Genomic DNA, 25,744 nt, shown 5'->3' with positions numbered 1-25,744 from the left:
TTTGCGTTGGCTGATTCGGGGATCAGGCCGGGTTTACACCGCTTCTTCGCCGGTTTCGCCGGTCCGGATACGGATCGCCTGTTCCAGTTCGGTCACGAAGATCTTGCCGTCGCCGATCTTGCCGGTATTGGCAGCCTTGGTGATGGCTTCGATAACCTGGTCCAGCAGGTTGTCGCCGATGGCGATTTCAACCTTCACCTTGGGCAGGAAATCCACTACATATTCCGCGCCACGATAGAGTTCGGTGTGGCCTTTCTGCCGTCCGAAGCCTTTAACTTCAGTAACGGTTACGCCTTGAACGCCAATCTCGGATAGTGCCTCACGGACATCATCCAATTTGAAAGGCTTGATGATCGCTGTCACAAGTTTCATTGCTTTCTCCTTGGTAAATGCTGCCACCTCGCACATCAATTGTGCGGATTGCGTACGAGGTCTATAGCATCGGGTGTGCCAACGCAAAAAAGGTATTTATTATCAGTAAGTTAAAAATACCTGGTTCCAGAATGGCGCAAGCGCCTGCACCGTTGTGGTGCGTGCTGCGGGGCTGCGGTCCAAAAATGCGCAGGCCCGGTGGCCATCTGGCGGCCATTATAATGCCGACCGGGTACAGTATGGCAGGGCCTGCGGTGTGATACACTCCCGCAAACCCGGTTACTGCCATGGCCAATAGTCTGAATTGGCCGGCAATCCGATTTGAACGAAGTGTTATATGCGAGGTTTTTGATGAAAGGGCCGCAGGATTTCTTTGCACAGTTGCAGGGCCAGTTTGGCCAGTTTGTTCCCGACATGGCCCGTGCCGCCCGGGAAGATTTTGAAACCCAGGCGCGGGCTACCGTTATGACCGTGCTGTCCCGCCTTGAGCTGGTGACCCGGGAAGAATTTGATGCCCAGCAGGCGGTGTTGATGAAAACCCGCGAAAAAGTCGAAGCGCTGGAAAAACGGGTAGCCGAACTGGAGCAGAAGCTGCAGTCGTAAATGAAACAGCCGGGCGCAGGATGCCTGCCCGGCGGCCCTGATCCGTAACCGGGGGCCATTTGTCTGTTACCAAGGAAGGTTGTCATGCTAGCTATTGTCCATTCCCGCGCCAGCATTGGCGTTTCTGCCCCTGCCGTCACCGTTGAAGTTCACCTGTCCGGTGGTTTGCCGGCGTTGTCGATTGTTGGCCTTCCTGAAACCGGTGTGCGGGAAAGCAAGGACCGGGTGCGCAGCGCGCTGCTCAATGCCGGGTTTGAATTCCCCGCCCGCCGTATCACCATAAACCTGGCCCCTGCAGACCTGCCCAAAGAAGGCGGCCGCTTCGACCTGCCCATTGCCCTGGGTATCCTGGCGGCCTCCGGCCAGGTTCCTGCCGAAAGCCTGAAAGACCTGGAGTGTATTGGCGAGTTGTCCCTTGATGGTGCGTTGCGGCCACTTAAAGGGATATTGCCGGCGGTGCTGGCGGCCCGGGAGGCGGGGCGGTCACTGCTCCTGCCCCAGGACAATGCCGATGAAGCCGCGTTGGCCAGTAACGGCGATGTGCTGGCGGCCAGTCACCTGTTGACGGTGTGCGAGCATTTGTCGGGCCGGGCGAGGCTGGTACCGGTGCCCCGGGCAGAAGATCCTGAGCCGCAGGGGCAGTATGCCGGCGCCGACCTGGCGGATGTCCGGGGCCAGCAGGTACCCAGGAGAGCGCTGGAAGTGGCCGCAGCCGGTGGTCATAACCTGCTGTTCTTCGGCCCGCCGGGCACCGGCAAAAGCATGCTGGCCAGCCGGCTTCCCGGCATTCTGCCCGCGCTCGATGATGCCGCGGCCATGGAAGTTGCCAGCGTGCATTCCGTTGCGGGTTTGCCGGTGAAGCCCGGTGGCTGGCGCCAGCCACCGTTCCGGGCGCCGCACCATACTGCCTCGGCGGTGGCCCTGGTGGGCGGAGGCAGCAGCCCGCGCCCCGGAGAAATCTCCCTGGCGCACCGGGGCGTATTGTTCCTGGACGAGCTTCCGGAATTTCAGCGGCGGGTACTGGAAGTACTGAGGGAACCGATGGAAAGCGGCGAGATTGCCATCAGCCGGGCTGCCCGGCAGGTAACCTTTCCTGCCCGGTTCCAGGTGGTTGCCGCCATGAATCCGTGCCCCTGCGGCTACAGCGGCCATCCCACCATTGAATGCCAGTGCGGGCCGGCGCAGGTGATGCGATACCGCTCGAAGATCTCCGGCCCGTTGCTGGACCGCTTTGACTTGCATGTGGAGGTGCCGGTGCAGACCGGCGAGGTGCTGCTGGGCTCCGGTGAGGCAGGAGAAAGCAGTGCCAGCGTCCGGGAACGGGTGCTGAAAGCCCGGGCTGCGCAAACGGAGCGGGGGAGCCTGAATGCCGCCCTGGCAGGTAATCTGCTGCACCAGTCCTGCCAGCTGGATGCCGGCAGCGAAAAATTGTTGTCGGCCGCCATGGAGCGGTTGGGGCTTTCGGCCCGGGCCCTGCACCGGATTCTTCGGGTGGCCCGCACCCTGGCAGACCTGGACGGCGAGCCGGACATTGCCCGCAACCATCTGATGGAAGCCCTGGGCTACCGTCAGCTTGATCGCCAGCAGAATCAGGGCCCGGTGGTTTCAGCCTGAGTTTCACCTGTCCGGGAGCAGGTCTGGCCCCGCGGAGTCTGTTAAACTGTCGGCAATTTCCTGATAACACATCCGCGAAGGCGCGTGAGGATAACAGATGAGCGACCAGAACGACCCGAAGGACACTTCCGGCGAAAACCCGATTACCACCCGCCGTGGTGTGCGTAGCTTTGTACTGCGTCAGGGCCGGATGACTGAAGGCCAGAAAAAGGCCTTTGACCGCAGCTGGCCCAAGTACGGCCTGAGCCGCGACAACGGTATGATTGACCCCCGCGAGGTGTTCGGCCGCGACAACATGCTGAACCTGGAGATCGGCTTCGGCATGGGCAAGTCGCTGGCGGATATGGCCGAAGCCGCGCCGGAGCAGGATTTTATTGGCGTGGAAGTGCACCTGCCGGGCGTAGGCGCACTGCTTAAGGATGTGGAAGACCGTGGCCTGGAGAACGTGCGGGTCTACAACATCGACGCCAATGATGTGATCGACCTGTGCCTGCCGGATGCATCCCTCGACCGGGTGATGATCTTCTTCCCGGATCCGTGGCACAAGAAGAAGCATCATAAGCGCCGCCTGATCCAGCCCGAGTTTATTCAGCGCATCCGTCACAAATTGCGGGTGGGTGGTGTGCTGCACCTGGCCACAGACTGGGAAAACTACGCGGAACACATGCTGGAAGTGATGAACGATGCCGAAGGCTTCGCCAACACCCAGGAGCAGGGTGGCTACTCCCCGCGCCCGGATGACCGCCCGATCACCAAGTTCGAGAAGCGTGGCGAGAAGCTCGGCCACGGCGTTTGGGACTTGCTGTTCTATCGCACCAACTGATCTGCTGCCCCGGCGCTTCCTCAGCTACGCTGCTTAGCCAGGCTGGCTGAGGGGGTGCCGGCGCGCCGCCCGGATCACCACCAGTCCCGCAATACCCAGCATCACTCCGGTAATCTTTATAAGCGCGAGAATGGCAGCGGAGCTGCTCATGGCATCGGTCGGCGTTGCCAGATTGTTCAGCAGCACCGAGTTTTCCGCTACGTCACACAGCCCGGCAATTACAAACAGTACCCGCACCCAGCGCGCCACCTTGCGCTCCCGGATACCCGGCCGGTCCCGGGTAAAGTGCCGGGTCAGCTGAAGCAGGGCCGCGAGCCAGGCCACGGTGAACAGCAGCCCGAGCCACAGCGAGAGTTCTGCGAAAGCCAGGTTCTCCTGCCCCCAGCTCTGCAGTATGGCACCGCTCTGTTCAGCCGTTGCCGCCAACTGGAAGCTGAAAATGCCCTGGGGCGCTGCTTCGGTTTTCAGGGACTGGTTAAGCACCGCGATGACCAGAAACAGGCCGACGGCCAGCACCAGGGACGCCTTCATGGGCGAGCGCATGGGTTTTACCGGCAGGAACGGTGGACGCTGTACGGTAACCATCAGAGAAATTGCTCCAGCAGGCTGTTCAGATACCTCTGCCCCTGCTCCGTTGCCTGAATCCGGTGCGGGGTCAACAAACCCTGTTTTCTTAATGGTTCAAGTTGTACCGCAACCGTGCTCAGGGGTAAACCGGTTCGTTCATTGAACAGTTGCTCATCAGCCCCCTGTTTCAGGCGCAGGGCATTCATCATGAACTCCAGTGCCCGGTCTTCCGGCTCGATGGCTTCGGTGCCTGAAGTGCGGCTGCCGATCCGGTTCAGATAGGCGTCCGGCTGCCGGGTTTTCCAGTAACGAATGATGCGCCCGTCTTCGAGGCTGACCTTGCCGTGGGCACCTGCACCCAGGGCCAGGTAATCGCCGAACAACCAGTAATTCAGGTTATGGCGGCTTTCCCGGCCGGGCCGGGACCAGGCGGACACTTCATAGTCGGTGAAGCCGGCAGCATGCAGAAACTCCGAGCCCTGCTGGTAGATCGCCCAAAGCCGGTCGTCATCCGGCAGCGGTGGCGGCCGCGAGAAGAACTCGGTATTGGGCTCGATGGTCAGCTGGTACCAGGATAAGTGAGCAGGGTTGTGGCTCAGGGCCTCTCGCAAGTCGGCTATCGCCTGTTCCGGGGTCTGGCCCGGCAGGCCGTGCATCAGGTCGATATTGAAATTGTCGAAACCTGCGGCCCGGGCCGCTTCGATGGCCTCGTGGGCGGCCTGGGCATTATGGATGCGGCCCAGCGTTTTCAGGTGCTCCGGGTTGAAGCTCTGCACACCGATCGACAGCCGGTTAATGCCGGCTTCCCGAAAGCTCTCAAAGCGGCCGGCTTCCAGGGTGCCGGGGTTGGCCTCAAGGGTAATCTCGGCGTTGTCGCTAAAGTCCATACGCTGGCGTAAAGCCGTAAACAGCTGCTGGTAGAAGTCCCCGGTCATCAGTGACGGGGTGCCGCCACCGATAAACACGCTTTCGATGGGGCGGCTGCGCAGGTAGGCAAGGTCGGGCTCCAGGTCCTCCAGGATGGCCTGCAGGTACGCCGCTTCCGGGATATCGCCCCGGATGGCGTGGGAGTTGAAATCGCAGTAGGGGCACTTGCGCACGCACCAGGGTACGTGGATGTACAGGCTCAGGGGCGGGCAGACCGCCACGGGGGAGGTGGCGGTCATGCCGTCAGGCCTCCGCCTTTAACTGTTCCAGCAGGCTGGCCAGAGCGCGGCCACGGTGGCTGACACTGCCTTTCTGCTCCCGGGTCAGCTCGGCGGCGCTGCAGTCGAATTCGGGGGCGTAGAACACCGGATCGTAGCCAAAGCCGCCTTCACCGCGGGCCTCGGCCAGGATTCTGCCGGGCCAGCGGCCGTGGCAGATAACCGGTGTGGGGTCGTCGGCGTGGCGCAGGTATACCAGCACACAGTGGAACTGGGCACTGCGTTCTGCCTCAGGCACGTTTTTCAGGGCGGCCAGCAGGGCCTGCACGTTGTCGGCATCGGTGGCATTGGCGCCGGCATAGCGGGCAGAGCGCACGCCAGGCTGGCCTTCAAGGGCATCCACTGCCAGCCCGCTGTCATCCGCCAGTGCGGGCAAACCGGTTTCCCGGGCAGCATGGCGGGCTTTGAGAATGGCGTTTTCCACGAAGGTGACCGCCGGCTCTTCAGCTTCACCCACGCCCAGCGCGCCCTGGGCAACGGGCTCAAGCCCGAGTGGGCCGAGCAGGTCGGTCAGTTCGGCAATCTTGCCCTTGTTGTTACTGGCGATGACGAGTTTCTGTGACATAGGCTCAGTCGTTAAACAGCGTGTGGGAAAACCGCACCGGCAGGTCCTGCTGGTGGCCGGTGGGGCGGGCGGTAATGTTGAAGGTCATCAGGTCGCCGGACCGGTACTGGTATTGGGCGATGAAGTACACCGCATCGCCTTCCTGGATGCGCCGGAACGCCAGGAAGTTTACCTGCTGGATGTCGTTGGCCACCTGGCCTTCAACCTGGCCACCCACAGGCGCAGGCTGGCCGTGTTCGTTCTCGGCCATGATGGAAATGTTGACGATGCCGATGCCCTTGCTGCGCTGCAGTTTGTTGGCCTTGGCAACTTCCGGGTCCAGGAAGGTGCTGGGAAAAACGCTCCAGTTAACCTGGTAGTCGCCAAAATCTTTCTCCCCGGCCTGGGCCTGAACGGCTACCAACAGGGCAAAGGCCAGAAACACCAGTTTTGAAACAGTGCGTGTGATCATCATGGGTTCTCCCGTGTGATGCGGTAGATGGCAATTTCTCCCAGCAGGTTCGGCCACAACCTGGCCAGCCAGCTGTTCTGGTGCTGGCCGTCGACCACCCGCCGGCTCTTGATGCGAATACCTTTCTGGCGGCACAGCGCCTCGAAATCCTTGAAGGTGCACAGCCGGATATTGGGCGTGTTATACCACTTATACGGCAGCGCGTTGGATTCGGGCATGCGGCCGCTCAGGGCCAGGCCCCACCTCAGTCGCCAGTGGGCAAAGTTGGGGAAGGTAACAATACCTTCCCGGCCTACCCGCAGCATTTCTTCGATGACTTTGTCTGGCCGGCGAACGGCTTGCAGGGCCTGGGTCATCAACACCACATCGAACATGCCGTCATCGAAGTTGTCCAGGCCCTGGGTATCCAGGTTCTGCTCGATCACGCTCACGCCCCTGCCCATGCAGGTGGTGATGTGGTCCGGGTTGATCTCCAGGCCAAAGCCGCTGGCGCCCCGTTCCCGCTGAAGGAAATCAAGCAGGGTGCCATCGCCGCAGCCGAGGTCCAGTACGTGGTGGCCGGGTTCAACCCATTGCTGGATGATTTCGAGGTCTGGTCTCATGCGCCAACCTCCCTGGCAACACGGTCCATGTAGGCCGTGAAGATGTCGGTGTATCTGGGTGTCGGGATCAGGAACGCATCGTGGCCCCAGGGCGCATCAATTTCCGCATAGCTGACTTTCTTGCGGGCGGAGATCATGGCATTCACCATCTCTTCCGACCGTTCAGGCGAGAACCGCCAGTCGGTGCTGAATGACAGCACCAGGTATTCGCACTGTGCCGGTGCCAGGGCCTTTGACAGGTCGCCGCCGTGCTCGTAGGCCGGGTCGAAGTAGTCCAGTGCCCGGGTCATCAGCAGGTAGGTGTTGGCATCGAAGCTTTCGGAGAAACGCTCGCCCTGGTAGCGCAGGTAGCTTTCCACCTGGAATTCGGCATCGAAGCCGAACTTGTAGGCTTCTTCCCGCAGTTCCCGGCCGAATTTCTCGCCCATGGACGCATCGGACAGATAGGTAATGTGGCCGACCATGCGCGCCAGCATCAGCCCCCGGCGAGGTAGGACGTCGTGTTCGTAGTAGCGGCCTTCGTGGAATTCGCGGTCGGAGGTGATGGCCTGGCGGGCCACTTCGTTGAAAGCGATGTTCTGGGCGCTGAGCCGGGGGGTCGAGGCAATCACCACCGCATGCCGCACCCGCTCCGGGAAATCCAGGCTCCACTGCAAAGCCTGCATGCCGCCCAGGGAGCCGCCCACAACCGCCGCCCATTGCTGGATGCCGAGATGATCGGCCAGCCGGGCCTGGCTTTTTACCCAGTCTGCTACGGTAATAACCGGAAAGTCCGGGCCGTAGAGTTTGCCGGTGGACGGATTGACGGAACCGGGCCCGGTGCTGCCGTGGCAGCCGCCAAGGTTGTTCAGGCTGACCACAAAGAAGCGGTTGGTATCTATCGGTTTGCCGGGGCCAATGCAGCTGTCCCACCAGCCGGGTTTGCGCTCTTCCATCGAATGATAGCCGGCGGCATGGTGGTGCCCGCTCAGGGCATGGCAAATCAGGATCGCGTTGCTCGCATCGGCATTCAGGGTGCCGTAGGTTTCCACCACCAGGTCGTAGTTCTCGAGGGACTGGCCGCAAGCCAGGTCGATCGGGGCGTTAAAATGGATGGTCTGCGGGCTGACAAGGCCAACGGAATCCGAGGGCAGGGAATCGGGCATGGGTGTGTTGAGTTCCTGATCCGGTCCACAAGGTTCTGGCCATAGGCCATGGGGTGCGCGGAAAAAACGCGCCAGCACTGCAGTTTAAAGGCGGGGGGTGGTTGCTGCAACCGGCGCGGTGCCGGCGAGCAAGGCCCGGAGCCCGGGGGTGCGTTGCCCGGGCTCCGGTATGTCAGACAGCGCCGGAAATATTGACCACCTTCTGCTGCAACAGGGTGGGGGCCGGCTTGCGGATTTGCCGCATCATGGCATCGGCCAGCTCCAGTTGTTTGCGCAGGTCGGCAATGGTGTGGTCCAGTCGCTCCCGTTCACTCCGGGTGTCGCGGTCGGTTCGCACCATGTCGCGCAGGCGGCGGATCTGGTGCTCCAGCAACTGCTTCTGCTCCATGGAGTACTGCATAATCGGCAGCAAGGCCTCATGGGGCCAGCGCTCCACGTCAGCTCGTACCCGGGCATGCAGGGTGCGGGCTTCACCCACCATCACGTTGAAGAACCGGCGAACCAGCAGGGATTGCTCGGTCAGCAGGTTCTTGGGGCTGACCCTGAACCGCCTGGCTTTCTTGCGTAATTCCCGCACTGCGATCACATGGCGGCCGGCCCGCAGGGGGATAGGCTCCAGGTGCCGTGCCCGGTTATCTTCGTTATAGCGGCGGTAGATGGCGCCAACCATTTTTTCCGCAAGGTGGCCCTCGCTGAGCAGGTTGGTCAGGTCGGCTTCCAGCAGCTCGAAGAAGTGATCCATCGCCGCATTCATGCCCGCGGTCGTCCAGCTTTTCGACATTTTCAGCCGCACCTGCGCGGCATGGGTTTCAAAGCGTTCCTCGCTCACCAGCTTGCGCAACATCTCGCCCTGGGAGTCCATCAGCCGCCGGGATGAGCGCAGGGTAATCAGCTTCTTGTAGTAGAAGTCGTAATCCTTGTGGGCCCGTTCGGCGAGCCGGGCAATGGAGGCCTTGTCTACGGTGGCGCCGTTACAGGCCGTGCGTTCCTCTTCCAGGGCCGACAGCCGGATTTGCATGGCCGCCTGGCTGTTCTGCAGCATCCCCAGGAGATCGTTGATCAGGTTCTGGGTGATCAGCTCTTCCTTGTGCATCAGTATGCGGCGGACAATCAGTTGCTCGAGCTGGTCGATGTTGGAGCGTTTAAACAGGGCGTCGTCATTACGAACACGGCTGATCAGGCCCTGCTTGGCAGACAGCGGAATCACATCCTGCTGGCGGATGCCCAGGTGGTCAGCGGTGTAGCCGCGCACCCGCTCGATGGCATCGTTGGTGTGTTGCTCGCCCTGCAGGTCGTCCCAGAGTACGTCGATCTTGTTCAGGACCGCGAAGCGGCCGGCCCGGTGGTCGGCGTACTCGGTGTCGATGTGCTCGTTCCAGATCGCCATATCGCTGGCGGTTACGCCGGTGTCGGCACTGAGCACAAAGATAATGGCGTGGGCCCGGGGCAGCATACTGATGGTCAGCTCCGGCTCGGAACCCAGGGCGTTCAGGCCCGGGGTGTCGAGAATGCGCAAGCCGCGTTCGAACAGCGGGTGGCGAATGCTGATCTGGGCGTTACGCCAGGCCGGTACCAGTACGTTGCCGGGGTTGCTGCGGTCGTGCTCCAGCATGTCTTCATCGAACCCGAGCTTGCGGGCCTGCTGGGGCGTTACGCTCTTGGTGCGGGCAACTTCGGCCAGCACTTCTCGCATCACTTCGGGGTCGTGCTCGTCCAGGTCGTGCCTGACCCAGTGCTCCGGTTGCTTGCGCAGTTGCTGCAGGGAGAGCTCGCCGGTGCGGGTTTCGATCGGCAGCAACAGCAGGTAGTTCTGGTTGGCGCTGCGGTCGTAGAACAGTTCGGTGGGGCACATGGTGGTGCGGCCCGCCTGGGACGGCAGCATGCGCTGGCCATAGCCGGAGAAGAACAGGGCATTGATCAGCTCGGTCTTGCCCCGGGAGTATTCCCCGGCAAAGGCGATGGTCAGCTCATCTTCAATGAGCAGCTCCAGGCCGTTACGGATTCGGGTGCTGACGTCTTCGGAGAAAAGGTCGTTGTCCTGCAGCCACAGCCGGTAGCGGCCGATCTGCCGGATGAGTTCCTTCTTCCAGTTATGATAGGCCTCAACCTGCTGCGACAGAGTTCCGTGCATTTTCATCGGTTTATCCTTCTGCGCGACTTCCGGGTGCTCCCAGATTAAATGCCGTTAATCATAACCGCTTTGCCGGTTTTTGGCGCCCGAACCTGTCGCGGATCAAGGCGGAAGGCCCGGGATGACAAAATAAAAAAGCCGGAAAATCAAAAGGTTGATCTTCCGGCTCTCAAAAAGTCTGCGTTCCGACTTTTGTGTAACAAAATGTATTTTCGAGACCTGTTTTACATCCCGAGGCCGATCGAGCCGAGGCCGGCAGCCACCTTCATGTGATCGATCACCACAGTAATCACGTTCAGGATCAGGAACACGATGATCGGAGACAGGTCCAGCCCGCCCATGGATGGCATCATGTTGCGCACCGGGCGCATCACCGGCTCGGTAATCTGCGCCACCAGCTGGATAGCCGGGTGACCGCTCTGGGGCGCAATCCAGCTCACCACAACCACCGCGATAACTGACCAGAAGTAGATCTTCACAATCAGGCTGAGCACGTTCAGCACCGCCCACACCAGCAGGGTGATGGGGTTGATGGCGGGGATGCCGCCGTTCAGGGCGACCAGGATCAGGAAGAAGGTGATGGCCTGGATAATGACGGCCAGTACCAGCGCGGCGCCGTCAATGCCGCCCCAGCCGGGAATGAATCGGCGCAGGGGGCGCAGCGGCGGGTTGGTGGCCTTCACCACAAACTGGGAAATGGGGTTGTAGAAATCCGCCCGCGCCAGTTGCAGCAGAAAGCGCAGCAACACGATGGTCATGTAGAAGGTGGACGCGATCAGCAGGATGGTAATGACAATGTCTGCCAGCATGAAGCTGTGTCTCCGTTATCGGTTACTGTTTGTCTGCCAGTTCTTTGGACATTTCTTGCGAGCGTTCGAAGGCGGCATTATAGGCTTTCTGCACCAGGTCTCGCATGCCGCCGTCTTCGAAGGTATTGATCGCCCGCTCCGTGGTGCCGCCGGGCGACATCACGTTGCGCTTGAGCTGGGCCGGGTCGTGCTCGCTGCGGGCAGCCATTTCGGCGGCGCCGGCCATGGTCTGAATGGCCAGTTCCCGGGCTGTTTCCGGGGCAATGCCGGCTTCAGTGGCGGCCGCTTCCAGGGCTTCGAGCATCAGGAAGAAGTAGGCCGGGCCACTGCCCGACAGCGCGGTTACGCCATGCAGTTGTTCTTCATCGTCTACCCACAGGGCAGAGCCGATGCTTTCAAATACCGACTGCACCATGGTTTTCTGTTCGGCTGTTACCGCCGCATTGGCGAACAGGCCGGCGGCGCCTTTGCCAACCAGTGACGGCGTATTGGGCATTACCCGCACCAGGGGCAGGCCACCACCTAGCCAGCCGTCCAGGGTGTCAGACGCCAGGCCGGCGGCAATCGATACCAGCAGCGGGCGAGTGTTCTGCACCACCGGGGCGATATCCCGGCAAACCTCGGCCATCACCTGGGGTTTCACCGCCAGCACCACCATGTCGGCCTGTTGGGCGCAGTAGCGGTTGTCGGTGGTCACGCTTACGCCGAAGCGGTCGCGCAGGGCCTGCAGGTGGCTGTCGTCGGGCGCGCTGACCCAGATGTTCCCGGCCTGGTAGCCGTTATCAAGCATGCCGCCAATGATGGCGCTGGCCATATTGCCGGCACCGATAAAGGAAATGGTGGATGAGTTGCTCACGGTAAACTCCGGGCTTGGTCGATGAATTCGTTGATCCGGATGATAGCAGGAACCGGGCCGATCAGCTCAGGCTCTGTTTCTTCGCCCGGGCTCCGAACAGGGCGGTGCCCACCCGAACCCAGGTGGCGCCTTCGGCAATGGCCAGTTCCAGGTCGTCAGACATACCCATGGAAAGGGTATCCAGCGGGCCGGCGTCCGGGTGGTCCTGTTTCAGGTTTTTCAGGGTGCCGGCCAGTTTTCGGAAACTCAGCCGCAGCTCCGATTCCGGCTGGTCCGGGTCCGGAATGGCCATCAGTCCGCGCAGGCTGATGTTCGGCAGGTCACTGATTGCAGACGCCAGTTCCGGCAGTTCGTCCAGCGTGCAGCCGGACTTGCTGTCTTCGTTATTGATGTTCACCTGCAGGCAGATGTTCAGGGCCGGCAAAGACTCCGGCCGCTGTTCGCTCAGCCGGCGCGCAATCTTCAGGCGATCCACGCTGTGTACCCAGGCAAAGGCCTCGGCAATCTGCCGGGTTTTGTTGGACTGGATAGGCCCGATGAAGTGCCATTCGATGCCATCCAGGTCGTCCAGCGCGCCGATCTTGTCGAGCGCTTCCTGAAGGTAGTTTTCACCGAATGCCTGTTGGCCGGCTCCGAATGCGGCGCGCAGGTCTTCCGGTGGCCGGGTCTTGCTGACTGCCAACAGGCGCACACTGTCGGGGTCGCGCCCCGCCTTCAGTGTTGCTTTTTGTATGCGTCGGGTTACGCTCCCGATGTTGTCTGCTATGCTGCTCATAGTGTGAGTTTGCCGCTTCTGGACTAAAAGAAAAAGCCCTCCGAGGAATCCTATGGATATTACTGAACTGCTTGCCTTCTCGGCCAAACAGGGTGCGTCGGATTTGCACCTGTCTTCCGGTTTGCCCCCGATGATTCGTGTTGATGGCGATGTTCGCCGTATCAACCTTCCGCCCATGGAGCACAAAGAAGTGCACGGGCTGATCTACGACATCATGAACGACAAGCAGCGTAAGGATTACGAAGAGTTCCTGGAAACCGACTTCTCGTTCGAGGTGCCCGGCGTGGCCCGTTTCCGGGTTAACGCCTTCAACCAGAACCGTGGTGCCGGCGCAGTGTTCCGGACCATCCCCTCGAAGGTTCTGACCATGGAAGATCTGGGCATGGGCCAGGTTTTCAAGGATATCTCCTCGGTGCCCCGCGGCCTGGTGCTGGTCACCGGCCCCACCGGTTCCGGTAAGTCCACCACCCTTGCGGCGATGATGGACTACATCAACGACACCCGCTACGAGCACATCCTCACCATCGAGGACCCGATCGAATTCGTGCACGAATCCAAGAAGTGCCTGGTGAACCAGCGGGAAGTGCACCGGGACACCCTGGGCTTCAACGAAGCCCTGCGCTCGGCCCTGCGGGAAGACCCCGACATCATCCTGGTGGGCGAATTGCGGGACCTGGAAACCATCCGCCTGGCCCTGACCGCCGCCGAAACCGGCCACCTGGTATTCGGCACTCTGCACACCACCTCCGCGGCCAAGACCATTGACCGGGTGGTTGACGTATTCCCGGCGGAAGAAAAATCCATGGTCCGCTCCATGCTGTCGGAATCCCTGCAGGCGGTTATTTCCCAGACCCTGATGAAGAAAATGGGTGGCGGCCGGATTGCGGCCCACGAAATCATGATCGGTACCCCGGCTATCCGGAACCTGATCCGGGAAGACAAGATCGCCCAGATGTACTCGTCTATCCAGACCGGTGGCTCCATTGGCATGCAGACCCTGGACCAGTGCCTGGAGCGTTTGCTGCAGAAGGGCCTCATTTCTCGCGAACAGGCCCGTGCCAAGGCCAAGATGCCGGATAACTTCTGAGATAAGTAGGTAGCAAGATGGAATTCGAAAAACTGTTGCGGTTGATGGTGGAGAAGAGTGGTTCAGACCTGTTCATTACAGCAGGCGTACCACCCAGCATGAAAGTGAACGGCAAGGTTCTGCCGGTCACCAAGAACGCCCTGACCCCGGAACAGACCCGAGAGCTGGTGTACGGCGCCATGAATGACAAGCAGCGCGCCGAATTCGACGAAAGCCACGAATGCAACTTTGCCATCAGCGCCCGGGGTATCGGCCGTTTCCGTGTGTCCGCCTTCTTCCAGCGCAACCTGTGCGGTATGGTGCTGCGGCGTATCGAAGTGAAGATCCCGCAGATTGACGACCTGGCGCTGCCGGAAATCGTCAAAGACCTGGCCATGACCAAGCGGGGTCTGATCATGTTTGTGGGTGCCACCGGTACCGGTAAGTCCACCTCGCTGGCGGCCATGCTGGGGCACCGTAACCGCAACAGTCGCGGCCATATCATTTCCATCGAAGACCCGATCGAATTCGTGCACCAGCACCAGGGTTGTATCGTGACCCAGCGGGAAGTGGGTATTGATACCGAAAGCTTCGAAGTGGCCCTGAAGAACACCCTGCGCCAGGCGCCGGACGTTATCCTGATCGGTGAGGTGCGTACCCGCCAGACCATGGAATACTCCGTGCAGTTCGCCGAAACCGGCCACCTGTGCCTGGCAACCCTGCACGCCAACAACGCCAACCAGGCCCTGGACCGGATTATCCAGTTCTTCCCGCCCGAGCAGCACAACCAGATCTGGATGGACCTGTCCCTGAACCTGAAGGCTATCGTGGCCCAGCAGCTGGTGCCGACGCCGGACGGCAAAGGCCGGAAGGCCGTTATCGAAGTCCTGATTAACACCCCGCTGGTGGCTGACCTGATCCGTAAGGCAGAGGTACACAAGCTCAAAGAACTGATGGCGAAGTCGAACGAATCCGGCATGCAGACCTTCGACCAGGCCTTGTACCGTCTATACTCTGAAGGATCGATCACCTACGAGGATGCGCTGGCCCATGCCGACTCCGCCAACGACCTGCGTTTGATGATCAAACTGGGCGCAGATGCCCAGGGGGCTGACAAGCTGTCCTCTACCGTCGACAAACTCTCGATCCAGCACGATTAATTCCGCAGTACAAAGCCCCGGCTTCGGGGCTTTGATTTAAGACAAAAGTCGTAGATGGTTAGCCTGTTGAATCAGTAGCTTTGGCATTTGAGGCCGTTGCCATGTGCTGCGTATACTCCGCGCGAAACTAATAAGGAGACACCATGCACAAGAACACCAATGCACTCGTAAAAGCAATCCGCTTTGCTACCCTGGCCGCTGTTGCTGCTCCAGCAACCGTTATGGCCGGTGGTTTCTCTCTGAACGAACAAAGCGCCAGCCAGATGGGCGTCGCCAACGCCGGCGCTGTCGCCAACCCCGAAAACGCTACCACGGTATTGTTCAACCCGGCGGGCATGAGCCAGCTGTCTGGTACCAATATTTCTTTTGGTGCGGCGGTTTTGGATATTGATGCTGAGGCGAAAAGTGCCTCTGCCAGAAACTTTTTCGGCGAAGGTGTACCAGGCTCCAAGGGTGGGGATATCGCAGATTTAGCGGTGTTGCCTAACTTCTATTTGACTCATGAAGTGAATGATTCCATCGATGTGGGTTTCGGGATTCATGCTCCTTATGGCCTGGCGGCTGATTATGACGACGACTTTGTTGGCCGCTACTTTGCGGATAAAACAGAGCTAACGGCAATATCCTTCTCTCCTTCCATTGCCCTAAACAATGGAAAAGGGCTGTCGATGGGCCTCGGTGTTAATATCATGTATGCCGAAGGACGCTTAACCAAGTTTCAAGATGTTCGGGGAGGCTTCCTGCAGGCCGGTATAGCTCAGGCTATGGCGCAGGCTGGTGTATCAGACCCTTCGTTGCTTCCTCCAGGCACTCTGGCCGCGATTCAAGCGGGAGCTAGTGCCCAAGCTGATGGATACGAGCAAGCTTATGGTAGGCCTTATGCCGATATCGAAGGTGACGATGTCGCAGTAAACTTTCGAGTAGGCTTTTTGTACGAAATGAACGAGCGTACTCAGTTTGGTTTGTCTGCCCAAACTGACACTGAATTCAATCTGGACGGTGATGTGAAAATCACCAAATTCCCGGTTTCTGATGGGCAGGGTGGAGTTTCACCTACGACATTGTCTGAAGACGTAACCGTGCCGCTGGCAATTCCTGAGAGCATCACCGTGGGTGCGAGGCATAAACTGACTGACACTGTTACGGTGTTGGGGGGAGCCACATACGCTCGCTGGGGCCGCTTTGAAGAACTGGACATTAACTCCAGAGAAGGCGCGAGCGGCGACGTTTCGAAAGCAACCGGTCGCACAGGCGACACTCCAATCACTCACATCACTGAGAAGTGGAAAAATACTTGGCAGTTCAACGTAGGTGGTATCTGGCAAGCCACACCTGAGTGGGCTTTCAAAGCAGGCTACGCGTTTGATGAGTCACCTGTGGACCAGTTCGTGACGGCACGTATTCCATCTGAAGATCGCCACTGGCTGACGCTGGGTGCACAGTGGAATGATGTGGCCAGTGGCTGGACCGTTGATGCGGCGGTTGGAACCCTGATCTTTGCGGACGACGTGAAGGTTAATGAGTTCCAATACCAGCACGATGCGCCGTCCCAGAAGGACCCAAATGCTGGTGCGTCTAACTACACTGGCGAATACGACCTCAGCGCCTGGAGTGCTGCCTTCGAAGTCAGCAAGGCGTTCTAATCAGCTGACATCAACCCCGGGCTGACTCCCTTCGGAATCAGCCCACCACCTGCCCCCGGTAGATCACTTTCTTCTGCCGGGGGCAGGGTTCCCCTTCTGAAGACTCCTTTACCTGCTGGCTTTCGGCAATCGGCTGCCCCCGGTACATTCGCGGCGCCACACTTTCCTCTTCCGTTTCCTCATTCAACTCGGGTACCCGCTGTTTCAGGGCTTGCCAGGTATACACCAGGTTCTTTGACCGGCTCTTGCCGGCATAATTGGCCAGGTTCTGCGCCAGGTCGGCTTCGTTAAGGTGGAGTTTTACCCCGAACTCGGACTGGATCAGGCGCCGGCACTGGTGTACCAGTTTTAACAGGGAAGGATCGAACAGCCAGTTGCGTTCAATGGTTGCGGAATTCATGGAAAGGCCTCGCATGGATGTCACTGCATCGGGTGTTATCCCGGACACCTGGGCCGATGCAGCTTTTATGCCATGCGAGCGCCGGGTTAGTGGGCCTGGTCCCAGTTGTCGCCCACGCCGGCTTCCACCAGCAGCGGTACGTCCAGCTTTGCGGCGGCCGACATGCGTTTCACCAGTCCCTCGCGGACCTTCTCCACGGCGTCTTCCCGTACTTCGATGATCAGTTCATCGTGCACCTGCATGGTCATGCATGCGTCATTCTGGTGCTCGGCGTGCAGCCACTGGTCCACATCGATCATCGCCCGTTTGATGATATCGGCGGCGGTGCCCTGCATGGGAGCGTTGATGGCGGTACGCTCGGCAGCCTGTTGCATCTGCTTGTTACGGGCGTTGATCTCCGGCAGGTACAGCCGACGGCCAAACAGGGTTTCCACGTAGCCATCGTCGTGGGCCTGTTTGCGAATGTTGTCCATGTAACGCAGCACGCCCGGGTAACGCTCGAAGTAGCGGTCGATGTATTCCTGGGCCACCTTTCTTTCCACGCCCAGCTGGCGGGCCAGGCCAAAGGCAGACATGCCGTAGATCAGGCCGAAGTTGATGGCCTTGGCGCTGCGGCGCTGGTCGGAGCTGACTTCAATCAGGCTGACGCCGAATACTTCGGCGGCCGTGGCCTTGTGGATGTCTTCGCCGTGTTCGAAGGCGGTCAGCAGGCCCTTGTCGCCAGACAGGTGCGCCATAATGCGCAGCTCAATCTGGGAATAGTCCGCTGCCAGCAGCTTGTAACCTTCCGGAGCGATAAACGCCTGGCGGATGCGACGACCTTCTTCGGTGCGGATGGGGATGTTCTGCAGATTCGGTTCGGAGGACGACAGGCGCCCGGTGGCGGTGACCGCCTGGTGGTAAGAGGTATGCACCCGGCCGGTACGGTGGTGAATCAGCTCCGGCAGGGTGTCGGTGTAGGTTGATTTGAGCTTGCTCAGGCTGCGGTGTTCCACAATCAGCCGGGGCAGTTCGTGCTCGTGGGCCAGTTCCTGCAGCACCGGCTCGGCCGTGGAGGGCGCGCCCTTCGGGGTTTTCTTGATCACCCGCAGGCCGAACTTGTCGTACAGAATCGCCTGCAGTTGCTTGGTGGAGCCCAGGTTGAAGCTTTCGCCGGCTACCTTGTGGGCTTCCTTCTCCAGCTCCGCCATGCGTTCGGCCAGCTCCTGGCTGTGCTGGCGCAGGGTGCTGGCGCTGATCAGGGTGCCACGTTGTTCCATGCGCGACAGTACCGGTACCAGGGGCAGGTCGATGTCGCGGTAGACGGATTCCAGTTTGCCGGTTTCTTTCAGTTTCGGGCTCAGGGCTTGGTGCAGGCGCAGGGTGATGTCGGCGTCTTCGGCGGCGTAGGGCCCGGCCTTTTCCAGGTCAATCTGGTTGAAGGTGAGCTGCTTGGCGCCCTTGCCGGCGATGGATTCGTAAGTGATGGTTTGCTCACCCAGGTACTCCCGGGCCAGGCTGTCCATATCGTGGCGGGTGGCTACTGAATTGAGCACGTAAGACTCCACCATGGTGTCGTCGCTGATGCCTTCCAGGTGGATGTCGTGGTTGGCCAGCACGTTCTTGTCGTATTTCAGGTTCTGGCCAATCTTCTTCTGTTTCGGGTCTTCCAGCAGCGGTTTGAACTGGGCTAGTACATCGTCGCGGTCCAGCTGGTCCGGTGCGCCCATGTAGTCGTGGCCCAGGGGCACATAGGCCGCTTCGCCCGGCTCGATGGCAAAGGATACGCCGACAATTTCAGCGTCCATATAACGCAGGCTGGTGGTTTCTGTGTCGAAGGCGAACTGGTCGGCGGCTTTCAGGCGCTCCAGCCACTTGTCGAGCTCGGCCTGTTCGGTGATCACTGAGTACTGTTTCTCAATGGCCTTGGTCGGCTCCGGCTCAGAGGCGGCGGCTTTCTTGTCGCTGGCAGAGCCTGCGTTTTCCAGCTCGGCAATCCAGCTGCGGAATTCGTATTCCTTGAACAGCTCCAGCAGGCTGTCGTCATCCTGCTCCCGTTCGGTGAGGTCTTCCAGCCCGAACTCCAGTTCCACATCCAGGCGGATGGTGGCCAGTTCACGGCTCAGGGGCAGGGTGTCGGTAGCTTCGCGCAGGTATTCGCCGATCTTGCCTTTGATTTCGCCGGCGTGTTCGATCAGGTTGTCCAGGTCGTTGTAGGCCTGCAGCCATTTCACGGCGGTTTTCGGGCCGCATTTGTTCACGCCCGGGATGTTGTCCACCTTGTCGCCCACCAGGGCCAGGTAGTCGATGATCTGCTCTGGCGTTACGCCGAACTTCTCCACTACACCGTCCCTGTCCATGGCCGTTTCGGTCATGGTGTTGATCAGGGTAACGTGGTCGCTCACCAGCTGGGCCATGTCCTTGTCGCCGGTCGAAACCACCACATCAATGCCTTTGCTGGTGGCTTCGTGGGCCAGGGTGCCGATCACGTCGTCGGCTTCTACCCCGGGCACAATCAGCAGCGGCAGGCCCATGGCCCGCACAATGTTGTGGATCGGCTCGATTTGCATGGCCAGGTCTTCCGGCATGGGCGGCCGGTTGGCTTTGTACTCTTCGTACATGTCGTGCCGGAAGGTTTTGCCCTTGGCATCGAACACCACCACGACTTTTGATTCCGGGAAGTCCTGCTCCAGCCGCCGCAGCATGCTCACCACGCCTTTGATGGCGCCGGTGGGATGGTTCTTGCTGGTGGTGAGCGGGGGCAGGGCGTGGTAGGCACGGAACAGGTAGGAAGATCCGTCTACCAGAACCACGGGTGGGGTCTTTTTCTCAGTCATGTCAAAACGGGTCCGGATTCTGATTGAAGCGTGGGTTGGCTTGTGCAACTCTAGCCAGAAAGATGAACCAAAGGGTACCACGAAAATGAAACGAATCGCCTGTTCCGCCCTGTTGCTGGGCTGCTTCTGTGTGCCGGCTGTGGCCCAGGATGAGGGGGCCCTGGATGCCGTTCCGGTGGTCACGCCACAGGAGCCGCTGGTGATTTCCGATTACCAGCCGCCCGAGGGTGGTCCGGAGATTGTCATCCGCCCGGGTGAGAACGAAGTCTTCTACGAGTACCGGGTCAACGGCCAGCTTATGGAGATCAAGGTGGTGCCGGAAATCGGTCCGGAATACTACCTGGTGCCTGCCGATGGCGGTGGCTGGGTGCAGGATACCGATTCAGACTTGCTGGTTCCGAGTTGGGTAATCTTCCGTTGGTGATTACCTGAGCAGTTCTAGTATGAACATTCTAATTTTTGCCCGTAACCTGACCGTGAAAGTTACCAGAAGCCGGCTGCGCTGATCGCTGAAGTGCCGGCCGAAGTTGGAAAATCACGAACGTCTGAAACGTCAGGAGAGTCATCATGGGTAAACTCAAATCTTACCAGGAACAACTGCAGGATATCGTAGAGAAGGGCATCAACGCCGCGGAAGAGCAGCAGAAGAAGCTGGCCTCCAAGCCGTTCGACTACGCCGAGAAGCTGGAAGCGGAAGCCCGCGAGTACAGCGTGAAGAGCCTGCGCAAGCGTTACAACGGCTACTCCGAAACCCTGTTCGAGCAACTGCGCTCCCTGAACGGCCGTTTCGGTAACTTCGCAGCTGAGCTGGTTGCCAAGCTGGAGAAAGAAGCGGCTGAAAGTGCTGATGCCGTATCCGAAGCCGCTGAAGACGTGGCCGAGGCGGCCCAGGACGCCAAGAAGTCAGTCACCGCCAAGAAGCCGGCTGCCCGCAAAACTGCGGCGCGTAAGCCTGCGGCCAAGAAAGAAACTGCCTCAGCCTGATTAAGGCCGGTAGTGTAAAAGCAGAGGGCGCTCATTGAGCGCCCTCTGTTGTTTCCGGATCGGCATTTTCGCTTTCCGGGTTCAGGGGAATGGTTCGTTTTTCCCCGGTAATTTCTTCCAGCCTGAGAACGTCTTCCTCGTAGGCCTTGCGCACTGATTCGATGTCTTGCTGCTGGGCTGAGATTTCCCGCTCCACCTCACGAATCTGGGCTTCCAGCCGGCGGATTTTCTCCAGCGTGGCTTCGGGGATTTCACGCCCCGCCCGCTCCATATCGGCGGCGCGGCTCTGTTCGTTATCCAGCTGCCCGGAAATCACGTTGATATTGCCGCGTTTCAGCTGGATCAGGCTGTTCATTTCCTGGATTTTCCGGCGCAGGGCCCGGATGGCCTGGTCCGGATGGCTGAAGCGCTTCAGCAATTGCCGGTCCAGCTCTTGCTGGGCCTCGAGCTGCCTCTGGCGCTCTTCTTCGGCTTGCCTGGCAGCTTCCCGCGCGGCGATTTCCTCGGCTGTCAGCGCCCGGGGTATGGTTTTCACAACCCGGCCGTTGTCGCTCAGGATCTCATAGCCGCGCTTGGTGGCTTCCTGGGGAATGGTATTGCCGATCACCAGTTGTCCATTTTCATCCGTGTAACGATACATGGTCGCCTGCGCGCCGGCAGAGGCCAGGAGCCCCAGGGCGACAAGACCGGCGAGAACCGGCGATGCGATCACACGGTGTTGCATTTATCAGACTCCGTAACGGTCCCGGTAGCTGGCTACGCTCTCCGCATGGCCGGCGAATTCCGGGTTGGACTTCAGGTAGTCCAGTACCTGTTCAAGGCGGATGATGCTGACGACCGGAATGCCGAATTCTTTTTCGACTTCCTGGATGGCCGAGAGTTCGCCATTACCTTTTTCCTGGCGGTCCAGGGCAATCAATACGCCGGCCGGCTCGGCCCCGGCGGCCCGGATAATATCAATGGACTCCCGGATGGCGGTGCCTGCGGTGATCACATCATCCACAATCAGCACTTTACCCTGCAAGGGGGCGCCTACGATATTACCGCCTTCACCGTGATCTTTCTTCTCTTTGCGGTTAAAGGCAAAAGGTTTGCTGTTACCGTCTGTTGCAAGGGCCATGGCGGTAACCGTAGCCAACGGAATGCCCTTATAGGCAGGCCCGAAAATGATGTCATAATCCAGTCCACTGCGTTCTATCGCGGCGGCATAGGCTTTGCTTAGTTGTAGCAGGTCGTCGCCGGTATTGAACAGTCCGGCATTGAAAAAGTACGGACTGGTGCGCCCGGATTTGAGGGTGAACTCTCCAAAACGCAGAACGTTCCGCTGGATGGCAAATTCGATAAATTTTTGCTGATAGTCATGCATGGCAAGGCTTCTGGCGGGATAGGATCTTTAATTAAAGCGTAAAACCGGTATCATACTACACAAACCGAATCAGGGAACACGTATGCGCGTAGTATCAATCAGCGTCAATGGCTTGGAGCAGGCTGTTGAGAAGGGCTTTTTTGACTGGCTGGCAGAACAGGACGCTGATGTTGTCTGTGTTCAGGACCACCGGATGCGTGCCTACGAAGTTGAAGACAAAAACCTGATTCCGGAAGGGTATGAGGCCTACTTCATCGATGGCGAGCTGAACGAGCACGGCGGTGTGGGCATTTATACCCGCCACTTCCCGAAAGCCATCATGTACGGCTTTGCCAACGAGCAGGCGGACCGTGAAGGTCGCTTTATCCAGGCCGACTTCGACAAGGTATCTGTAGCCTGTGTTCTGGCGCCCTGTGCCCTGGGCCGCGAAGAAGAGCTGACTGGTGAAGACGATCTGACTGTTCTCGATCACAAAGACGAGTTCATGGAAGCCTTTGGCGTGCACATGCAGAAAACCCTGCGCAAGCGTCGTCAGTTTATCTTCTGTGCCAACTTGCAGACGGCTCACCATGTAACGGATGCCAGCCCGCTCTACCACAAGACGGATTTTTCCGGCTTCCTGCCCCATGAGCGTGCGTGGCTGGATCGTTTGTTCGATGAGATGGGCTGTATTGATGCATTCCGTGAGATCAACAAGCAGAGCAGCCAGTTTACCTGGTGGCCGGAGCAGACCGAGGGTTCCCGCAAGAAGGCCGGTATCCGGGTGGATTACCATTTGCTGACGCCGGGGATTCGCAAGACCATTCGCGATGGCTGGATTGATGACGGTACGCGGTTTTCTGACCACGCGCCGGTGATCATGGACTACGATATCGAAATCGGTTTTTAAGCCGATCCTTAATCTGGGGGAGGGCGCCGTTGTGGCAAGCCTTCCCCAGAACCGCTACGAGCACATCCATGTGCGCTTCTCTCAGGCCATCCATGGCCTTCGAAATTCTGGGGAAGGCTTGCCACAACGCCACCCCAGACTCCTGAGTTAGCCTTTCAGGGCTTCTTTCTGCAGTTCAAACAACTGATTAATCGCTTTCCTTGCCAGCGTCAGCATGGCGTCCAGCTCTGTTTGTTCGAACGGTGCGCCTTCGGCAGTTCCCTGAATTTCGATGAACCCGCCCTGATCGGTCATGATTACGTTCATGTCGGTTTCGGCTTCGGAGTCTTCCGGGTAGTCCAGGTCGGCCACCGGGGTGCCCTTGAATACGCCTACGGAAATGGCGGCGACCATTTGCTTAAGCGGAGATTTTTTCAGGCGCTTATTCGCTACCAGGTGGTTCAGGGCGTCTACCAGGGCCACGCAGCCACCGGTGATTGCAGCAGTGCGGGTGCCGCCGTCCGCCTGGATGACATCACAGTCTATTGTGATGGTGTGTTCGCCCAGGGCTTCGAGGTCTACCGCGGCGCGCAGGCTGCGGCCGATCAGGCGCTGGATTTCTACGGTGCGGCCACCTTGTTTTCCGCGGGCGGCTTCGCGGCCCATGCGGCTGCCGGTGGAGCGGGGCAGCATGCCGTATTCGGCGGTGATCCAGCCTTTGCCTTCGCCGCGCAGGAAGGGCGGTACTTTGTTCTCTACCGAGGCGGTGCAGATAACCTTGGTGTCGCCGAACTCAACCAGCACCGAGCCTTCGGCGTGGCGGGTGTAGTTGCGGGTGATGCGGACGTCTCTGGGTTGCTCGGGCGTTCTGCCGCTTGGTCGCATAGTGTGTCCTGTTTTTTTAAAGATGAATGTCCGGCTGTTGCCGGTCGGGCGTTTTGAAAGGGCACCGAGTATAGCATTTGGTCGGGTTCGCTGCTCCGGGCGTTTGCCTGTTAAACTCGAAACTCTGTTGAACATGACTGGAGCCATTATGATCCGCAGCATGACTGCTTTTGCCCGCAATGATACCCGGGGTGACTGGGGTACTCTCACCTGTGAGATCCGTACCGTAAACCACCGCTATCTGGAGCCGTCTTTTCGCCTGCCGGAGGCTTTCCGTGAACTGGAAAACCGGTTTCGGGAGGAGTTGCGCAAGCAGGGGTTGAAGCGGGGCAAGGTGGATATCTCCATGCGCCTGCAGTCGGTGGAGAGCGAGGTGCAGAGCTTCGAGATCAGCGATGAAATGGCCCAGGCGGTGAACGAGGCAGCCAACCACATTAACCGTATGCTGGATAACCCGGCCCACATCAACGCACTGGATATTCTCCGCTGGCCGGGGGTGATGTCGTTGCCGGAGAAGGATTACAGCGCAGCCAAGGAAGCGGCAGCGGGGCTGTTCGCGGAAACTGTCAAGGAGCTGATGACGGTTCGTGAACGGGAAGGTGAGCGCCTGCGGCCATTGTTCGAGGAGCGTCTGACCACCATGGGCAAGCTGGTGGCGGAAGTTCGGGAGAAAATGCCCCAGCTGCTGGCTGCCCAGGAGCAGAACCTTCGGGATCGCTTTGAGAAAGCCAAGGTGGAATTGGACCCGGAGCGCGTGGCCCAGGAGATGGTCATGCTGGCCCAGAAAAGTGACGTGGCTGAAGAGCTGGACCGCCTGGATGCCCATATCAGTGAAGTCACCGACACCCTGCAAAACGACGATGCCATCGGCCGGCGCCTGGACTTCCTGATGCAGGAGCTGAACCGGGAAGCTAATACCCTGAGCAGCAAGAGCATCGATGCCGCCGTCACCCGCGCAGCGGTGGACTTAAAGGTGCTGATTGAGCAGATGCGGGAGCAGATCCAGAATCTGGAGTGATTGACGGGCCGGGTTGAGCCGGCCCGCTTTGTTTTACTCCGCCGGTTTGATAGCCAGCAAATCCGTCCGCAAATGAGTCAGTACCTTCTCGGCGGTATTGCCGATCACCCTGGCGGCCAGGCCGGTTTTGCCGGTGGTGCCGATCACTATCATGTCGGCCTTGATTTTGTTGGCCACGCTGGGGATCACCTTCTGGGCCGGGCCGGATGCGATATGAACCTGCTCCGGCGCCAGGTGCCAGGTGTTACACAGGTGTTCAATGTGGGGCTTCAGTGCCGCCTCCCGTTTGCGGGCGTGGGCAACCGGGTCGATGATGTCCAGGTCTGCCAGAATCACCGAGGTATGCAGGGCGTGCACCAGGTGCAGCTCTGTGCCCAGGGCTTTGGCCAGGTGCCAGGCCTGGTCGATAATCCGGTTGTTCAGGGCTTTTTTGACCGTTTTATCTGAGCTCAGGTCCACCGCTGCCAGGATCGGTCGGGCCTTGTTCCATTTCTGCCCGGCCACCAGCATCACCGGCGCCGGGCATTCCCGCAGCAGGTGCCAGTCTGTCGGGGTGTACAGGAAGGTTTCCGAGCGGTTTCCGGTTTTGACCACGGCGCCGATTTTCTCTTTCTGGCACTGGGCAATGACCCACAGGTGAATCTGCTTTTCCCAGACGGTTCGTGCACTGATCTTCAGGTCGTTGCAGTCGGCCAGCGCCAGCATCTGTTCCAGCCATTTCTGGCGAAGGTCCATCAGCGCCTTCTTGGCCCGGTTCTGTACCTCCGGGTCGCCCGGCAGGGCGTCCAGGTAGTCATGCACGAACGCCACCACTTCCACACTGGCACCGGTTGCCCGGGCCAGTTCAACACCGCGGGTCAGTGCGGTCTGGTCTTTGTGTTGGGGGTCCATGATGATCAGCAGTTTGTCCATGTCGGTATCCGTCAGCTAACGTGGAATTTGTTCCAATACTATCAGCAGAAAGTCACCCGGGGTGCGGAGATAAGTCAAACCCCGTATAATTTGCCGCTTTCTGGCCAT

The 25,744-nt window shown here is 59.6% G+C and carries 27 protein-coding genes; 10 read left to right on the top strand and 17 right to left on the bottom strand.

Annotated features, from left to right (window positions below):
• Nucleotides 1-33: 33 nt before the first annotated feature.
• A complete protein-coding gene (gene glnK / locus H3Z84_RS05915; protein ID WP_011784068.1) occupies nucleotides 34-372 on the bottom strand; it encodes a P-II family nitrogen regulator in 339 nt (112 codons plus the stop codon).
• Nucleotides 373-723: 351 nt separating this feature from the next.
• Here glnK and H3Z84_RS05910 point away from each other — a divergent pair, with 351 nt between their 5' ends.
• The 3 genes from H3Z84_RS05910 to trmB all read left to right on the top strand — a co-directional run bounded on the left by H3Z84_RS05910 (nucleotide 724) and on the right by trmB (nucleotide 3,412).
• Nucleotides 724-975, top strand: a complete 252-nt coding sequence (locus tag H3Z84_RS05910; RefSeq protein ID WP_022987582.1) for an accessory factor UbiK family protein — start codon at nucleotides 724-726, stop codon at nucleotides 973-975.
• A gap of 84 nt (nucleotides 976-1,059) precedes the next feature.
• A complete protein-coding gene (locus H3Z84_RS05905; protein WP_199456829.1) occupies nucleotides 1,060-2,589 on the top strand; it encodes a YifB family Mg chelatase-like AAA ATPase in 1,530 nt (509 codons plus the stop codon).
• 97 nt (nucleotides 2,590-2,686) lie between these two features.
• A complete protein-coding gene (gene trmB, locus H3Z84_RS05900) occupies nucleotides 2,687-3,412 on the top strand; it encodes a tRNA (guanosine(46)-N7)-methyltransferase TrmB (RefSeq protein WP_199456828.1) in 726 nt (241 codons plus the stop codon).
• Nucleotides 3,413-3,445: 33 nt separating this feature from the next.
• Here trmB and H3Z84_RS05895 read toward each other — a convergent pair whose 3' ends face one another.
• From H3Z84_RS05895 to H3Z84_RS05850, 10 genes are all read right to left on the bottom strand, one after another.
• Nucleotides 3,446-3,997 (bottom strand): hypothetical protein, encoded by a 552-nt coding sequence (locus H3Z84_RS05895; protein WP_199456827.1) that lies wholly within the window; start codon nucleotides 3,995-3,997, stop codon nucleotides 3,446-3,448.
• Nucleotides 3,997-5,145 carry a radical SAM family heme chaperone HemW gene (gene hemW, locus H3Z84_RS05890; RefSeq protein WP_199456826.1) on the bottom strand — a complete coding sequence of 383 codons (1,149 nt, stop codon included), beginning with the start codon at nucleotides 5,143-5,145 and terminating at the stop codon, nucleotides 3,997-3,999. Before hemW ends, H3Z84_RS05895 begins: the two co-directional genes overlap by 1 nt.
• Before the next feature lie 4 nt (nucleotides 5,146-5,149).
• Nucleotides 5,150-5,749: an RdgB/HAM1 family non-canonical purine NTP pyrophosphatase gene (gene rdgB / locus H3Z84_RS05885; protein WP_199456825.1), complete on the bottom strand. Its 600-nt coding sequence runs from the start codon at nucleotides 5,747-5,749 to the stop codon at nucleotides 5,150-5,152.
• Nucleotides 5,750-5,753: 4 nt separating this feature from the next.
• A complete protein-coding gene (locus tag H3Z84_RS05880; RefSeq protein ID WP_199456824.1) occupies nucleotides 5,754-6,203 on the bottom strand; it encodes a DUF4426 domain-containing protein in 450 nt (149 codons plus the stop codon).
• Nucleotides 6,200-6,802 (bottom strand): methionine biosynthesis protein MetW, encoded by a 603-nt coding sequence (metW, locus tag H3Z84_RS05875; RefSeq protein WP_022987589.1) that lies wholly within the window; start codon nucleotides 6,800-6,802, stop codon nucleotides 6,200-6,202. The genes H3Z84_RS05880 and metW overlap by 4 nt, the downstream gene beginning before the upstream one ends.
• A complete protein-coding gene (gene metX / locus H3Z84_RS05870) occupies nucleotides 6,799-7,947 on the bottom strand; it encodes a homoserine O-succinyltransferase MetX (protein ID WP_058339927.1) in 1,149 nt (382 codons plus the stop codon). Before metX ends, metW begins: the two co-directional genes overlap by 4 nt.
• A 172-nt stretch (nucleotides 7,948-8,119) precedes the next feature.
• Nucleotides 8,120-10,084, bottom strand: a complete 1,965-nt coding sequence (locus H3Z84_RS05865; protein WP_199456823.1) for a dynamin family protein — start codon at nucleotides 10,082-10,084, stop codon at nucleotides 8,120-8,122.
• Nucleotides 10,085-10,302: 218 nt separating this feature from the next.
• Nucleotides 10,303-10,887, bottom strand: coding sequence for a YggT family protein (locus tag H3Z84_RS05860; RefSeq protein WP_022987592.1), 585 nt, complete (start codon nucleotides 10,885-10,887; stop codon nucleotides 10,303-10,305).
• Nucleotides 10,888-10,909: 22 nt separating this feature from the next.
• Complete coding sequence (gene proC, locus H3Z84_RS05855; protein WP_199456822.1) at nucleotides 10,910-11,743, bottom strand: pyrroline-5-carboxylate reductase; 834 nt, start codon at nucleotides 11,741-11,743, stop codon at nucleotides 10,910-10,912.
• Nucleotides 11,744-11,804: 61 nt separating this feature from the next.
• Complete coding sequence (locus H3Z84_RS05850) at nucleotides 11,805-12,518, bottom strand: YggS family pyridoxal phosphate-dependent enzyme (RefSeq protein ID WP_199456821.1); 714 nt, start codon at nucleotides 12,516-12,518, stop codon at nucleotides 11,805-11,807.
• A gap of 52 nt (nucleotides 12,519-12,570) precedes the next feature.
• Here H3Z84_RS05850 and H3Z84_RS05845 point away from each other — a divergent pair, with 52 nt between their 5' ends.
• From H3Z84_RS05845 to H3Z84_RS05835, 3 genes are all read left to right on the top strand, one after another.
• The gene (locus H3Z84_RS05845) at nucleotides 12,571-13,605 is read left to right on the top strand and encodes a type IV pilus twitching motility protein PilT (protein ID WP_022987595.1); all 1,035 of its coding nucleotides are present in this window, start codon (nucleotides 12,571-12,573) and stop codon (nucleotides 13,603-13,605) included.
• Nucleotides 13,606-13,622: 17 nt separating this feature from the next.
• Nucleotides 13,623-14,744: a PilT/PilU family type 4a pilus ATPase gene (locus tag H3Z84_RS05840; protein ID WP_199456820.1), complete on the top strand. Its 1,122-nt coding sequence runs from the start codon at nucleotides 13,623-13,625 to the stop codon at nucleotides 14,742-14,744.
• 143 nt (nucleotides 14,745-14,887) lie between these two features.
• Nucleotides 14,888-16,387, top strand: a complete 1,500-nt coding sequence (locus H3Z84_RS05835) for an OmpP1/FadL family transporter (RefSeq protein ID WP_199456819.1) — start codon at nucleotides 14,888-14,890, stop codon at nucleotides 16,385-16,387.
• A gap of 37 nt (nucleotides 16,388-16,424) precedes the next feature.
• On the opposite strand, the gene H3Z84_RS05830 is transcribed toward H3Z84_RS05835, so the two are convergent.
• Nucleotides 16,425-16,787 (bottom strand): hypothetical protein, encoded by a 363-nt coding sequence (locus tag H3Z84_RS05830; protein ID WP_199456818.1) that lies wholly within the window; start codon nucleotides 16,785-16,787, stop codon nucleotides 16,425-16,427.
• 86 nt (nucleotides 16,788-16,873) lie between these two features.
• A complete protein-coding gene (polA, locus tag H3Z84_RS05825; RefSeq protein WP_199456817.1) occupies nucleotides 16,874-19,603 on the bottom strand; it encodes a DNA polymerase I in 2,730 nt (909 codons plus the stop codon).
• 85 nt (nucleotides 19,604-19,688) lie between these two features.
• Here polA and H3Z84_RS05820 point away from each other — a divergent pair, with 85 nt between their 5' ends.
• Nucleotides 19,689-20,027: a DUF2782 domain-containing protein gene (locus H3Z84_RS05820; RefSeq protein ID WP_058340011.1), complete on the top strand. Its 339-nt coding sequence runs from the start codon at nucleotides 19,689-19,691 to the stop codon at nucleotides 20,025-20,027.
• A gap of 143 nt (nucleotides 20,028-20,170) precedes the next feature.
• Nucleotides 20,171-20,587, top strand: a complete 417-nt coding sequence (locus H3Z84_RS05815; RefSeq protein ID WP_022987601.1) for a hypothetical protein — start codon at nucleotides 20,171-20,173, stop codon at nucleotides 20,585-20,587.
• Between the two features lie 31 nt (nucleotides 20,588-20,618).
• On the opposite strand, the gene H3Z84_RS05810 is transcribed toward H3Z84_RS05815, so the two are convergent.
• Nucleotides 20,619-21,311 (bottom strand): DUF4124 domain-containing protein, encoded by a 693-nt coding sequence (locus tag H3Z84_RS05810; protein WP_058339919.1) that lies wholly within the window; start codon nucleotides 21,309-21,311, stop codon nucleotides 20,619-20,621.
• 3 nt (nucleotides 21,312-21,314) lie between these two features.
• Nucleotides 21,315-21,953, bottom strand: a complete 639-nt coding sequence (gene pyrE, locus H3Z84_RS05805) for an orotate phosphoribosyltransferase (protein WP_022987603.1) — start codon at nucleotides 21,951-21,953, stop codon at nucleotides 21,315-21,317.
• Between the two features lie 82 nt (nucleotides 21,954-22,035).
• On the opposite strand from pyrE, the gene H3Z84_RS05800 reads away from it, so the two are divergent.
• Nucleotides 22,036-22,842, top strand: a complete 807-nt coding sequence (locus H3Z84_RS05800; protein WP_199456816.1) for an exodeoxyribonuclease III — start codon at nucleotides 22,036-22,038, stop codon at nucleotides 22,840-22,842.
• A gap of 147 nt (nucleotides 22,843-22,989) precedes the next feature.
• Here the strand turns inward: H3Z84_RS05800 and rph are convergent, their stop codons facing one another.
• The gene (gene rph / locus H3Z84_RS05795; RefSeq protein ID WP_199456815.1) at nucleotides 22,990-23,706 is read right to left on the bottom strand and encodes a ribonuclease PH; all 717 of its coding nucleotides are present in this window, start codon (nucleotides 23,704-23,706) and stop codon (nucleotides 22,990-22,992) included.
• Nucleotides 23,707-23,854: 148 nt separating this feature from the next.
• Between rph and H3Z84_RS05790 the strand changes: the two genes are divergently transcribed.
• Complete coding sequence (locus H3Z84_RS05790; protein WP_199456814.1) at nucleotides 23,855-24,724, top strand: YicC/YloC family endoribonuclease; 870 nt, start codon at nucleotides 23,855-23,857, stop codon at nucleotides 24,722-24,724.
• Nucleotides 24,725-24,757: 33 nt separating this feature from the next.
• Here the strand turns inward: H3Z84_RS05790 and H3Z84_RS05785 are convergent, their stop codons facing one another.
• The gene (locus H3Z84_RS05785; RefSeq protein ID WP_199456813.1) at nucleotides 24,758-25,636 is read right to left on the bottom strand and encodes a universal stress protein; all 879 of its coding nucleotides are present in this window, start codon (nucleotides 25,634-25,636) and stop codon (nucleotides 24,758-24,760) included.
• Between the last annotated feature and the right edge of the window lie 108 nt (nucleotides 25,637-25,744).

The sequence above is a fragment of the Marinobacter sp. bablab_jr003 genome (assembly GCF_016464245.1).
In the GTDB taxonomy this organism is placed as follows: Bacteria; Pseudomonadota; Gammaproteobacteria; order Pseudomonadales; family Oleiphilaceae; genus Marinobacter; species Marinobacter vinifirmus.
The sequence above is the reverse complement of the archived record's forward strand: the minus strand, read 5'-3'. Positions and strand labels throughout refer to the sequence as shown.